Here is a 12,643-nt window from a genome sequence, read left to right on the forward strand (position 1 = left end):
GCGGAACGAGCGTCAGGCAAGCGACGAAGTCGTTTCCTCTTTCACCACCTGAGCAACTTGCACCGCCGCGGGTTCTCAGACGTCTTCTGGTGAGGACAGCCGCAGCGCCGTGTATTGGTCATACATCAGTCGCGGATCCCGGAGCCAGAAGGCGTCTGAGGTTCCGCTACCCGCACCGCTGAGCAAAAAGAGATCAATCCTCGTAAGGGTCGTAATTGGCCGCGGTGCCGAAGTCGCCTGCTTGGCTCGGGTCGATGACCGCGAAGCGAGCGCCGGTGGGGTCCCGCAGCACGGCCATGCGGCCGATGCTGGAGTCGTACGGGTCGACGCGGACGCGACCGCCGTTGGCGATGGCGGTGCGGACCAGTTCGTCCGTGCCGATCTCGGCGTCGACGCCCAGGTACAGCAGCCAGTGCGGGTGCGTGGACTCGGTGATGAAGTCGCGGATCATGCTGACCCGCGCCAGCACCGATTCGTCGCCCAGGTACCAGACCGAGTAGTCCGAGCGGTGCTCGGTGCCGAACTGCTCCGCGGTGTAGCCGAAGAGCTCCTGGAAGAAGTTGTCGGCGGTCTGCGCCTTGATGGTGACCAGCTCGGCCCACATCAGGGTGCCCGGCAGACCGACGTCGAACTGCCAGGACTCCTCCGGCTCCAGCAGCCCGAACTCGGCGTCGGAGGGACCGACCATGACGGCCTTGCGGCCCACCTGGGGAACCGAGTTCAGCGGGACGGTCTGCACCGCGCCGTGCTGCTCGGCCTCGGCGACCTTCTCGGCGCAGTCGGCGGCCGCGAGGTAGATCCGCCACATCGACTGGTCACCGGAGGCCGCGCGCAGGCTCGCCACCGGGAACCCGTCGCGCAAGGCGATGACGTGCTCCCCGGAAGCCGGGTCGGAGTGGGTCTCGTACTCCCAGTCGAACAGGTTCGCGTAGAACTCCCGCGCCCTGTCCAGGTTGGTGGTGATCAGCTCGATCCAGCAGGGCATGCCTGCGTAGAGCTGCCACTGCGGAGGCGTCTTCCCCGGGACCACTACTGCCATATGCGTGCCAACCCCCATGGGCGTCGTCCAAGATCGTCACGTTCGAAACTACCCCGCAGGTGTGACAACCGTGGAGGCGCCGGACGAACTCGCGCTCACCTCGCCCAGCCTCTCTCGGCGCGGGCGAGGTGAACACGATCGGGAGAACGGTTCGCCCGAATGGAGCACCAGGGGTGCGGTTCTGGTCCGAACCGTCCGCGATCGGGGTTCGGAGCAGAACGGTCCGTCAGAGGCGGCAGGCCCGGATGTCCGAGGACAGGATCGCCTTCGCCCCCACGGCCGCGAGGCGGTCCATGATCGCCGGGGCGTCCTTGCGGGAGACCATGGCGCGGACCGCGACCCACCGCTCATCCGCCAGCGGTGCCATGGTCGGCGACTCCAGGCCCGGGGTCATCTTCGTGGCGTCGTCGAGCAGGTCCTTCGGGCAGTTGTAGTCCAGCATCACGTACTGCTGCGCGAACACCACGCCCTGCAGCCGCGCGATCAGCTGGTTCTTCGCCTGCACCTGGTCGGAGTCGCGGCGCTCGAGGACCACGGCCTCGGACTTGCAGATCGGGTCGCCGAAGGCCACCAGGCCGTGCTGGCGCAGGGTGCGGCCCGAGCCGACGACGTCGGCGATCGCGTCGGCGACGCCGAGCTGGATCGAGATCTCCACCGCCCCGTCCAGCCGGATCACCTCGGCCGTCACCCCGTACCGGGCCAGGTCGTCGGAGACCAGCCGCGGGTACGAGGTGGCGATCCGCTTGCCCTGCAGGTCGGCCACGGTCCACTCACCGGCGTCGGCCGGGGCCGCGTAGCGGAAGGTCGATCCGCCGAAGCCCAGCGCCAGCCGCTCGTCGACCGGAGCCCCGGAGTCCAGCGCCAGGTCGCGGCCGGTCAGGCCGAGGTCGAGCTCGCCGGAGCCGACGTAGATGGCGATGTCCTTGGGCCGGAGGAAGAAGAACTCGACCTCGTTGGCGTTGTCGATCACGGTCAGGTCCCGCTGCTCATGGCGCTGCCGGTACCCGGCTTCCGCGAGCATCTCGGACGCGGGACCGGCAAGCGTGCCCTTGTTGGGCACTGCAACGCGCAGCATTGAACCTGTTCTCCTCGTGTTCGGGTGTTGATCTACAGGTAGCGGTAGACGTCCTCTAGGGACAGTCCGCGACCCAGCATGATGACCTGCAGCCGGTAGAGCAGCTGCGAGATCTCCTCGGCGAGTTCCTCATCGGACTCGTGCTCAGCGGCCAGCCAGACTTCGCCGGCCTCCTCCAGGACCTTCTTGCCCTGGGCGTGCACACCGGATTCGAGCGCGGCCACCGTCGAGGAGCCCTCGGGGCGGGTCCGGGCACGTTCCTGCAGCTCGGCGAACAACTCGTCGAAGGTCTTCACAGTCCTCGATCCTTGCATCCGTCCTGGGCGGGTTCACATCGGACCCGTCCGTTTGCGGGCTCGATCACGGCCGATCAGCGGAAGCCGGTGGTGGCTTCCAGGACCGCGCCGAGCGTGTCCTTGATCATCGCAAGGCCGGCCCCGTGCGGGCTGGAGCGGCCTCCGGAGACCACGACCTGGCCGGCGTCACCGCAGTCGTAGCGCACCGCCTTCTCGGGCCCTCGCAGCGCGCCCAGAGCGGAGGTCTCCGGTTCGGGCGTCAACGCCACCCGGACCACGCCGGGCTCGTCGCGCACCGCGCCGGCGACCTGCCGCAGCCGGTGACCTGCGGGAACGGATGGCAGCGGAGGGGCGATCGGCTCGGCTGGGACCCGGATGCCGGCCGGGTCCCAGCCCCACAGCAGGGCGCTGAGCAGCCGCAGCTTGGTCGCCGCGTCGCCCCCGGAGAGGTCGTTGCTCGGGTCGGCCTCGGCGATGCCCGCGCGCTGCGCCTCGGCGACGGCGCCGTCCAGGTCCGCGCCGTCGGCGAGCCGGTCGAGGACGAAGGTGGCGGTGCCGTTCACGCAGCCGGAGACCGCGCGCACGTCGAAGCCTCGCAGCACCGATCGCGCCAGGTCACCGGCGGGCATCGCGGCGCCGGTGGCGCCCGAGACGCGCACCGACCGACCGGCGGCGTCGGCCGCTGCGGCGAGCTCGTTCCAGTGCGTGAGCAGGTGCGACTTGGTCGCGGTGACCACGTGGGCACCCGCGTTCAGCGCCTGCAGCGCCTCCCGGGCCGCGCGGCCGTCGCCGTCGGAGGGCACGGCCTGGGCGAACACCCGCGCGCCGGTGCGCTCCAGCAGCTCGGGCAGGTCGGTGAGCGGTCCCCACTCCCCCGCTTCGCGCTGGCGTTCCCGGCCGCGCACGGCCACCACCTGCAGGTCCAGGCCGTGCTGCCGCCCGCGCTCGGCGACGAGGTCGGCGTAGGCCCGGCCGACCGGCCCGTGGCCGGCCAGCACGATCGGGACCGGTCCGCTCACGCGGCCGGTGCGAGCAGCTCGCCCAGCGCTGCGATGTCGACATCGGCCAGCGAGTCGCGCAGCGTGCGGCGAGGACCGGGCGTCAGCGGCACCTCGCACGGGATCGCCAGCACCGCGCAGCCAGCGGCCTCGGCGGAGGCCACGCCGGTGGGCGAGTCCTCGACCGCGACGCAGTCGGCGGGGTCGACGCCGAGCAGGCGAGCGGCCTTGAGGTACGGCTCGGGATCGGGCTTGTTCTTGCCCTCGACCTCGTCTCCGCAGACGGTGACGTCGAAGGAGTCGTGCCCCAGGGTGTCCAGCGCGAGGTCGGTGAGCGGGCGGATCGTGGAGGTCACCAGCGCGGTGCGCAGCCCCAGCTCCTTGGCGCGGCGCAGCGCCTCCTCGGCTCCCGGCCGCCAGGGCAGGCCCTCGCCGAACAGCTCGGTCATGCGGCGCGCGACCCAGCTGGCGGCACCGGCGATCTCGGAGTTCCCGTCCGGCAGGCCCAGGTCGACGAGCAGCAGGCGCATGCTGCGGGTCATGTTGGAGCCGACCATGTCCTCGCGGGTCTGCTGCGAGAGGCTCCCGCCTCGATGCGCCGCGTAGTCGTCGAGCGCGATGGTCCAGAGCTTCTCGGAATCGACGAGCGTGCCGTCCATGTCGAACAGCACGGCGGCGGGCTGAGCCACGCGAACACTCCGTTCAATGAGGTGGAAGGACCACCTTCAGTACACACGACCCTCTGTACCGATTCCTACCCAAAGTGTCCGAAGACTCCTCAGATGACGTTGCGGTGTTGCAGGTAGCGGAACATGAGGATGCCGGGCAGCACCGGGATCCAGTAGGTGAGCAGCCGCGACAGCAGCACGGCGGCGACGGCCGCGGTGGGCGGGACGCCCATGGCCCCCAGCCCGGCGAGCAGGACCGCCTCGACCGCGCCGAGGCCGCCGGGCGAGGGCACCAGGTGACCCAGGGTGTTGCCGACGACGAACACGATGGTCACCGCCGTCCAGGAGAAGTTCGGGTGCAGCGCGGCCAGCGACGTCGCCAGCCCGAGCCCGGAGACCACCAGGTAGCCCAGCGCCCCGCCGAACAGCTGCAGCGCGCGCACCGGGTGCCGCAGCGTCTCCAGCAGCTCGCGGCTCACCTCCCGCACCGACGGCATGATCCGGCGCCGCCCCGGTGGGGACAGCACCACCAGCACCGCGACCAGCATCGCGACCGCGACCCCGACCATCAGCTGCCAGCCGGGCAGCGACAGGTTGGTGAAGGTGCCCGACAGCCCGACCGCGAACACCCCGATCACCGACACCACGAACGCCACCGCCCCGGTCCCGGCCTGGTTGAGCAGCGTCACCCCCACCGCCAGCGGCCTGCGCAGCCCGAGCCGTTCCAGGTAGACGACGTTGATGCCGAAGAACCCGGCACCGCCCGGGGTGGTGCGCCCGGTGAACGCGGCGGCGACCTGGACCTGCAGGGTCAGCCAGAACGGCAGCGGGATCCGGCTGGAGCCCTGCACCGAGATCGACGACAGCACCACGGCGGCGAACCCGGTCACCACCGCCACCGCCAGCCAGCCCCAGTGGGCGTGGCGCAGCGCCCCGACCACGTCCCGCGTGTTGGACAGCTCGGGGATCAGCAGGTAGACGGCCGCACCCACCAGCAGCAGGCTCAGCACGGTGGTCGGTCGCACGGGTGAGCGGAAACCGGGGATGGGCAGGCCGAGCCGGTCGGCGAGGGTCTCGCGCAGCTCGGCGAGGAAGTACCGGCCGCGCTGGGCCTGCGCGCGGATCCGGCGCGGCAGCGCCAGCGGCACCACGCTGCCCAGCGCCGCGGCCAGCGATTCGACGGGCAGCGCGGCGATCGCGCTGGTCACGGCCCTCTCGGTGCCGACGACGGCGGCCACCGACACCAGCGCTTCGGCCAGGTCCTGAGCGCAGCGGGCGTCGTCGGCGCCGGGGTGGCTGAAGGTGAACGACAGCAGCCACGGCCGCCCGTGCTCGTCCACCAGGATGTTCTTGGCCCGCAGGTCGTGGTGGGCGATGCGGGCCTCGGCCAGCAGCGCGACCTGCTCCCACACGCCCGCCAGCAGCTCGTCGTCGATCTCCTCCGGCGACAGCTCCGTCAGCCGCCTGCCGGGGACCTCCCGCATCACCAGCAGCGCGGGCGCGTAGGGGACGTCGCCGGCCAGGACGACCTCGGGGGTGCGCACTCCGGCGCGGGCGGCGAGCAACGCCGCGTACGCCTCGTGCTCGACCTCGTGGTGCGGGGTGGACAGGCTCGGCTCGTCCTGCACGTCGAGCAGCATCAGCAGGCGCTTGAGCTTGTACCAGGCACCGGCTCGCCGGCTGAGCCTGCGCACCACCTTGACCCGCAGCGGCGGCCCGTCCACGGTGTCCACCGCGAACTCGCGCGGTTGCAGCAGCCGGTGCCGGAGCGCGCTGATCGACACCGGCGCCAGCCCCGCCTGTTCGAGCTCGTCGAAGATGACCAGCTCGGAGACCTTCCGCCCCGGAGCGCCCCACGCCAGGTGGCACAGCAGCCCGACGCCCCATCCCAGCAGCGCTCCCCCGACCGCGCCCAGCGGCAGGTGCAGGTCGAGGTGCACGACCGCGATCCCGGTCAGCAGGACCAGGCCCCAGCCGAGGTAGCGCGGGGTCCGGCCGAAGTACGGGGTGGCGACCACCGCCAGCACGGTCACCACCGCGACCTCGTCCGACGGGAAGGGAGGGCCGCCGGGTCTCGCCAGCAGCTGGTGCATGAGCATCGCGACCAGCCAGGTCAGCGCACCGGAACCGCCGCACAGCAGCGCCACCCGGATCCAGCCCAGGTAGGAGGTCGCCACGACCACGCCGACGATGCCCGCCCACGACCCGATCCAGGTCAACACCACCCAGAAGGGGTCGGCGACGCGCGGGAGGGCGATCAGCTGTTGGTGAACAGCGATCTCCACCGGGTTCGCCGGGATCAGCACCAGCAGCGCGCTCAGCACCAGCAGACCCGCGACCAGAGCTAGTTTGCCCAGGTCACCGGGGTGGCGGCCGATGGACAGCCGCAAACGCGAACGCGGGGAGACACCGGTTCCCCCACTGGGCGCTGACGGACTCGGCTCCACGGGCACCTGCTCCACACAGACTGGTCTGACAAGCCTCGGACCAGCAGCAGGAACCGTCAAACCGGCACGTCCGCACCGGCCGGGCACGTGATCATGAAATAGGCGAGGAGGTAGCGCTCGGGGAGGGCTTAGGTCGTAGGCTTGCGCAGTGACCGATCGCGAACAGACGCCCGAACCGAACGCCGACCTGCCGCGGTTGACGGACCCGATCGTGGTCTGCGCGTTCGAAGGATGGAACGACGCCGGGGACGCAGCCAGCTCCGCGATCGAGCACCTGCAGCTCATCTGGGACGCCGAGTCGCTCAGCGAGCTCGACCCGGACCCGTACTACGACTTCCAGGTCACGCGTCCGACGGTCAAGCTCGTCGACGGCGTCACCCGGCAGGTCACCTGGCCCACGACCCGGCTGACGGTGTGCCGCCCGCCGGGCGCCGAGCACGACGTGATCCTGGTGCACGGCATCGAGCCGAACATGCGGTGGCGCGCCTTCTCCGCAGAGCTGGTCGACAAGATCGAGAAGCTCGGGGCGCGCACGGTGGTGACCTTGGGCGCGCTGCTCGCCGATGCTCCGCACACGCGTCCCGTCCCGGTCAGCGGCACGGCCTACGACGAGGACTCGGCGGCGACGTTCGGCCTGGAGCGCACCCGCTACGAGGGCCCGACCGGGATCGTGGGGATCTTCCAGGACGCGTGCGTGCAGGCGGGCATCCCGGCGATCTCGTTCTGGGCCGCGGTGCCGCACTACGTCTCGCAGCCGCCCTCGCCGAAGGCGACGCTGGCGCTGCTGCACCGCGTCGAGGAGGCGCTGGACGTGGAGGTCCCGCTGGGCAACCTGCCGGACCAGGCCGAGGAGTGGGAGGAGACGGTCAGCGAGATGGCCGAGGAGGACGAGGACGTGCGCAACTACGTCCGCGCCCTCGAGGAACGCGGTGACGCGGAGGTCCGGCTGACCGAGGCCAGCGGCGACGCGATCGCCGCGGAGTTCGAGCGCTACCTGCGCCGCCGGGGACCGGGCGGCAAGGGCCCGCTGGGCCCCGGACCGGGCTGAGCCCCTGATGCACGCACGGTCGACCGCGATCACCCGATCGCGGTCGACCGTTTTTCGTTCAGGCGGCGGAGCACTCGGCGATGAAGGCGTCGGCGGCGTTCGGGTCCAGGAACCACGCGGTCATGTCGTCGGGGTTGGCGAAGCCGTCGGCGAAGCGCTCGCCGACCGCGGGCAGCTGCGCGGCCGCCCCGAAGATGGTGAGCACGTGCGGGGGCGGCGGCTGCAGGGCGGCGTTGGCCCACGACGTGACGTGCTGGGCGAAGTCCCAGTAGCGGTCGAAGGTGCGCTGCATCCAGTCCCAGTCGAAAGCACCGTCACCGCGGGCGAGGATGCTCTCCAGGTAGATCTGCGCGCTCTGGCAGGCGGCGTTGGAGCCCTGCCCGGTCACCGGATCGTTGAGCACCACGCTGTCGCCGAGTCCGAGCACGAGTCGGCCCGAGGGCAGCTGCCCGATCGGCTTGCTGACGGTCGGCGTCACCGCACCGGCCAGCGTGCCGCCCTCGTCGGTGAGCTCGGCGTCGGCGAACCGCTCGTGCTCCCACGGGCAGTGCTCGCGCAGCAGGCCGAGCATCCGCTCCCACTGCCGCTGCGGTTCGGGCCGGTCGCCGAAGGCGTCCAGCGGACCGCCGGGAACGCCTTCCAGCAGCAGGATCTCGCAGGCGCCGTCGAGCGTGTGCCCGGGGTAGCTGATGACCTCGCCGAGGCCGGCGAGCGCGTTGAAGCGGGCGGCCGACGAGTCGTCCGGGTCGCTGGAGCTGCGCGTGCCGCGGACGTAGGCGACCGAGAGCTCGCGCTGCGGTTCGGTGTAGGGCGAGCGTTGCGCGTCGCGCTCGAACAGCGAACCGAGCTCGCCCTTGCCCGCCGCGACCACCACGAGGTCGAAGTCGGGCGCGATCTCGTCGAGGTCGGCCACCGAGAGCTCGCGGTAGTCGATCGTGCCGCCGCGCTCGGCGAACAGGTCGAGCCAGGCGGCCATCTTCACGCGCTGGTCGATCGACAGCGCGTAGTCCTTCAGCGGCGCCATCCAGTCGATGACCCGCTCCCCCTCCTGGCTCGCGACCGACACGCGCAGGCCGGTGAGCCGGGGCGCGGTGTCGTCCCACAGTCCCAGTCCGTGCCGTCTTTCGATCTCCAGCGTCTGGTAGTACATCGACTGCGTCGACATGACGCGCCCGTTCCGGATCTGCTCCGGTGTCCGCGCCGAGATCAACGTGACGTCGTAGCTCTCGGCCTGCAGCGTGAGCGCCAGTTGCAGCCCTGCCTGCCCGGCTCCGACGATCAGGACTCTCCGCATGTTTCCCCGGCCACCTCTCGAGTGTCCTCATCTTCGGAAATCTGGGCCCACGGCGACATTCCGGACGAACGTCGTCGCTCCCCGTGATGACGCGATGATCAAATCAAACCCGTTCGGACCTGTCCACGGACGCCGAAACTCGTTTTGGTCAACCGCAGATCAACGCTCCCGCCCTGTTCAATTGCCGTTTTTGCCAGAGCGGCCCGGAAAACGAAGAAGGGTGATCGGGAGCCCTCGACGGACTCCCGATCACCCTTCGCTGATGTCGCAGGAGGTTAGAGCTCAACTCCGAGCAGGGCGTCCACCGCCGTGCGGATCAGGGCCGGTGCGCCCTGGTCGTCACCGCCGGACACCAGCGCCGACTCCACCCAGGCGTCGATCGCGCGGAGCGCGCCCGAGGTGTCCAGGTCGTTGGACAGCGCGGCGCGCAGCCCGGCGATCGCCTCGGCCGCCGCCGGACCGGAGGTCAGCTCGACCGCCTCCCGCCAGCGGGCCAACCGCGCGGCACCGGCCGTGAGCGCATCGGCGGTCCAGGAGCGGTCCTGGCGGTAGTGGCCGTCCAGCAGCGCCAGCCGGATCGCCATCGGATCCACCCGGTCCCCGCGCAGCCGCGAGACGAACACCAGGTTCCCGCGCGACTTGGACATCTTCTCGCCGTCCAGCCCGATCATGCCGGAGTGCACGTAGTGCTTGGCGAACGGGAAGTCTCCGGAGAGCGCCTCGGCGTGCGCGGCGCTGAACTCGTGGTGCGGGAAGATCAGGTCCGAGCCACCGCCCTGCACGTCGAACCCGAGCCCGAGCCGGTTCAGCGCGATCACCGAGCACTCCAGGTGCCAGCCGGGACGGCCCGCACCCAGCTCGGAGTCCCAGGACGGCTCGCCCGGCCGGGCCATCCGCCACAGCAGCGCGTCCAGCGGGTGCTCCTTGCCCGGCCGGTCCGGGTCTCCGCCGCGTTCGGCGAAGAAGGTGTTCATGGTGGCCTCGTCGTAGTTCGACTCGGAGCCGAACCGGCCGGTGGCCTGGTGCCGGAAGTAGATGTCCGGGTACTCGGCGTCATCGGCCCGGTAGGCGGCACCGGAGGCCAGCAGCTTCCCCACCGCCTCGACGATCTCCGGGATGGATTCCACGGCGCCGATGAAGTCCGCGGGCGGCAGCACCCGCAGCGCCTCCATGTCCTCCCGGAACAGCGCGGTCTCTCGCATGGCGAGGACGACCCAGTCCTCGTTGTCCCGCTCGGCCCGCTCCAGCAGCGGGTCGTCGATGTCGGTGACGTTCTGCACGTAGTGGACCTGGTGACCGTTGTCCAGCCACACCCGGTGGATCAGGTCGAACGCCAGGTAGGTCGCGGCGTGGCCGAGGTGGGTGGCGTCGTACGGGGTGATGCCGCAGACGTACATCCGCGCTTCGGGCCCGGGCTCGGTGGGCCTGATCTCAGCGGCGGAGGTGTCGAACAGCTGAAGTGGACGTGGGGTGCCTTCCACCTCGGGGACGGAAACCGATGACCAGGGTTGCATGCATCCGACCTTAAACGTCCGGGACGAGGCGCCGCCTCCATCCGGGGCATCACCCGTGTCACATGCTGGGACGTCCTGGGGAGCAGATCTTTCCCGAAAAATACCGGCATTCCGTTTCCTCCTCCCCGTTCCGCCGATTTCCGGCCAGCTGGAACGATTCCTCGGATTCACCGCCCACGACCACCTGCACGCCTGGGCGGAAATGGGTCTATCTTTTCTGCAGGTAGCCGATTTTCCCAGGTCAAGCGGGAAACACGAGCCCCACGAGGACACCGGGGAAACAAAGCGCGGCACAAGCGGAATCGACGGTTGTCGCCGATCCCGAACGCTGGAGGCGATCGGTGAGTTCGGTACGCGTGGAACGGCTGTACAAGATTTTCGGGCCACAACCGGCCGAGAAGGTCCGGCTCCTGAAGCAGGGCTCCGATCCGGCGGACCTCGTGGCCGGAGGGACGACGGCCGCCGTCGTGGACGCCACCTTCTCCGTCGCCGAGGGCGAGACCTTCGTGGTGATGGGGCTGTCCGGTTCGGGCAAGTCGACGCTCATCCGCATGGTCAACGGCCTGCTCGCGCCCACCGACGGCGCGGTGTTCGTCGACGACGTCGACGTCACCGCCATGAGCACCCGCGAGCTGCGCACCGTGCGGCAGCAGAAGATGAGCATGGTCTTCCAGCACTTCGCGCTGTTCCCGCACCGCACGGTGCTCGACAACGCCGGCTACGGCCTGCGCGTGCGGGGCACCGACGAGCGGGAGATCGCCGAGCGCGCGGGCGAGGCGCTGCGGCTGGTCGGGCTCCAGGGCTGGGAGCAGCGCTACCCGCAGCAGCTCTCCGGCGGGATGCGCCAGCGCGTCGGGCTGGCCCGCGCGCTGGCCACGGGCACCGACGTGCTGCTGATGGACGAGGCGTTCAGCGCCCTGGACCCGCTGATCAAACGAGAGATGCAGGACCAGCTGCTGGAGCTCAACGCGCAGCTGGCCAAGACCATCATCTTCATCACCCACGACCTCAACGAGGCGATGCGGCTGGGCGACCGGATCGCGGTGATGCGCGCGGGCCGGATCGTGCAGATCGGCACCGCCGAGGACATCCTGCGCGCGCCGGCCGACGACTACGTGGCCGAGTTCGTCCAGGACGTCGACCGCAGCCGCGTGCTCACCGCGGCGGCCATCGCCGACCCGGACGCCACGCCCGCCGACGGCGCCGTCCCGGTCCCCGGATCGACCCCGCTGAAGGACCTGTTCGCGCTGATGAGCGACCGCGCCGAACCGCTGCTGGTGGTCGACGAACGGCAGCGGCCGCTGGGGGTGGTCACCCCCGGCGCGGTGTTCGCGGCGCTGAGCCACCGGGAGGCGACCTCCGATGCTTGATCCGGTTCTGCTCACCCAGCTGCCCAGGGTGCCGCTCGGTGACGCGTTCCAGGCCGTCGTGGAGTGGCTGAACAGCAACATCGGCCCGGTCTTCGACTTCATCGAGCTGGTGGTCAGCGGCGCTGTCGCCGGCCTGACGGCCGCGCTGACCTGGTTGCCGGACCTGGTCATGGTGCTGGTGTTCACCGCGCTGGCGTGGTGGTTGCGCAGCTGGCGGTTCGCGCTGTTCAGCCTGATCGGGTTCGGCCTGATCGCCAGCATCGAGGAGTTCGACCCGGCGATGGAAACCCTGGGGCTGGTGCTGGTCTCCAGCGCGCTGGCGGTGCTGATCGGCATCCCGATCGGGATCCTGGCCGCGCGCAACCAGAAGGTCAGCCACGTGGTGCGGCCGGTGCTGGACCTGATGCAGACCTTGCCCGCGTTCGTGTACCTGGTGCCGGTCATCGTGTTCTTCAACATCGGCGTCGTGCCCGGCGTGGTGGCGACGGTGATCTTCTCGCTGCCGCCGGGCGTCCGGCTCACCGAGCTCGGCATCCGGCAGGTCGATTCCGAGGTCGTGGAAGCGGGTGAGGCGTTCGGCGCGCGAACCGGTCAGATCCTCACCGGGATCCAGCTGCCGCTGGCGATGCCGTCGATCATGGCCGGCATCAACCAGGTGATCATGCTGTCGCTGTCGATGGTGGTCATCGCGGGCATGGTCGGTGCCCCCGGGCTGGGCACCAACATCTACGAGGCCGTCACCCGGGTCCAGCTGGGGCAGGGTTTCGAGGCCGGTTTGTCGGTGGTGATCCTCGCCGTCTACCTGGACCGGATCACCGCGGTGCTGTCGGACCGCTCGCCGGTCGCGCGGGCGGAGCGGAAGGCGGCCAAGACCGGATGAGCCCCGGCCTTGAC

The 12,643-nt window shown here is 70.5% G+C and carries 11 protein-coding genes; 3 read left to right on the forward strand and 8 right to left on the reverse strand.

The window, feature by feature from the left end; all coding sequences use genetic code 11:
* Positions 1-193: 193 nt before the first annotated feature.
* The 6 genes from KBO27_RS21010 to KBO27_RS21035 all read right to left on the reverse strand — a co-directional run bounded on the left by KBO27_RS21010 (position 194) and on the right by KBO27_RS21035 (position 6,466).
* A complete protein-coding gene (locus KBO27_RS21010) occupies positions 194-1,039 on the reverse strand; it encodes a VOC family protein (protein WP_210971599.1) in 846 nt (281 codons plus the stop codon).
* A gap of 226 nt (positions 1,040-1,265) precedes the next feature.
* Entirely contained in the window at positions 1,266-2,114 is an 849-nt protein-coding gene (gene hisG / locus KBO27_RS21015; protein ID WP_210971600.1) for an ATP phosphoribosyltransferase, read from the reverse strand.
* 32 nt (positions 2,115-2,146) lie between these two features.
* A complete protein-coding gene (locus KBO27_RS21020; protein WP_132622409.1) occupies positions 2,147-2,410 on the reverse strand; it encodes a phosphoribosyl-ATP diphosphatase in 264 nt (87 codons plus the stop codon).
* Between the two features lie 74 nt (positions 2,411-2,484).
* Positions 2,485-3,429 carry a homoserine dehydrogenase gene (locus KBO27_RS21025; RefSeq protein WP_210971601.1) on the reverse strand — a complete coding sequence of 315 codons (945 nt, stop codon included), beginning with the start codon at positions 3,427-3,429 and terminating at the stop codon, positions 2,485-2,487.
* Complete coding sequence (locus tag KBO27_RS21030; protein WP_307870528.1) at positions 3,426-4,097, reverse strand: HAD family hydrolase; 672 nt, start codon at positions 4,095-4,097, stop codon at positions 3,426-3,428. Before KBO27_RS21030 ends, KBO27_RS21025 begins: the two co-directional genes overlap by 4 nt.
* An 89-nt stretch (positions 4,098-4,186) precedes the next feature.
* Complete coding sequence (locus tag KBO27_RS21035; protein WP_210971602.1) at positions 4,187-6,466, reverse strand: lysylphosphatidylglycerol synthase transmembrane domain-containing protein; 2,280 nt, start codon at positions 6,464-6,466, stop codon at positions 4,187-4,189.
* 205 nt (positions 6,467-6,671) lie between these two features.
* Between KBO27_RS21035 and KBO27_RS21040 the strand changes: the two genes are divergently transcribed.
* A complete protein-coding gene (locus KBO27_RS21040; protein ID WP_210971603.1) occupies positions 6,672-7,571 on the forward strand; it encodes a PAC2 family protein in 900 nt (299 codons plus the stop codon).
* Positions 7,572-7,629: 58 nt separating this feature from the next.
* Here KBO27_RS21040 and KBO27_RS21045 read toward each other — a convergent pair whose 3' ends face one another.
* The gene (locus KBO27_RS21045; RefSeq protein WP_210971604.1) at positions 7,630-8,865 is read right to left on the reverse strand and encodes a styrene monooxygenase/indole monooxygenase family protein; all 1,236 of its coding nucleotides are present in this window, start codon (positions 8,863-8,865) and stop codon (positions 7,630-7,632) included.
* 275 nt (positions 8,866-9,140) lie between these two features.
* Complete coding sequence (mshC, locus tag KBO27_RS21050; RefSeq protein ID WP_210971605.1) at positions 9,141-10,379, reverse strand: cysteine--1-D-myo-inosityl 2-amino-2-deoxy-alpha-D-glucopyranoside ligase; 1,239 nt, start codon at positions 10,377-10,379, stop codon at positions 9,141-9,143.
* Between the two features lie 341 nt (positions 10,380-10,720).
* Between mshC and KBO27_RS21055 the strand changes: the two genes are divergently transcribed.
* Both KBO27_RS21055 and KBO27_RS21060 read left to right on the forward strand, forming a co-directional pair.
* Positions 10,721-11,749 (forward strand): quaternary amine ABC transporter ATP-binding protein, encoded by a 1,029-nt coding sequence (locus KBO27_RS21055; protein WP_210971606.1) that lies wholly within the window; start codon positions 10,721-10,723, stop codon positions 11,747-11,749.
* On the forward strand, positions 11,742-12,629 hold the full coding sequence (locus KBO27_RS21060; RefSeq protein WP_210971607.1) for an ABC transporter permease: 888 nt from the start codon (positions 11,742-11,744) through the stop codon (positions 12,627-12,629). The genes KBO27_RS21055 and KBO27_RS21060 overlap by 8 nt, the downstream gene beginning before the upstream one ends.
* The last annotated feature ends 14 nt before the right edge of the window (positions 12,630-12,643 follow it).

The organism is Saccharopolyspora endophytica, assembly GCF_018070075.1.
Taxonomy (GTDB): domain Bacteria; phylum Actinomycetota; class Actinomycetes; order Mycobacteriales; family Pseudonocardiaceae; genus Saccharopolyspora; species Saccharopolyspora endophytica.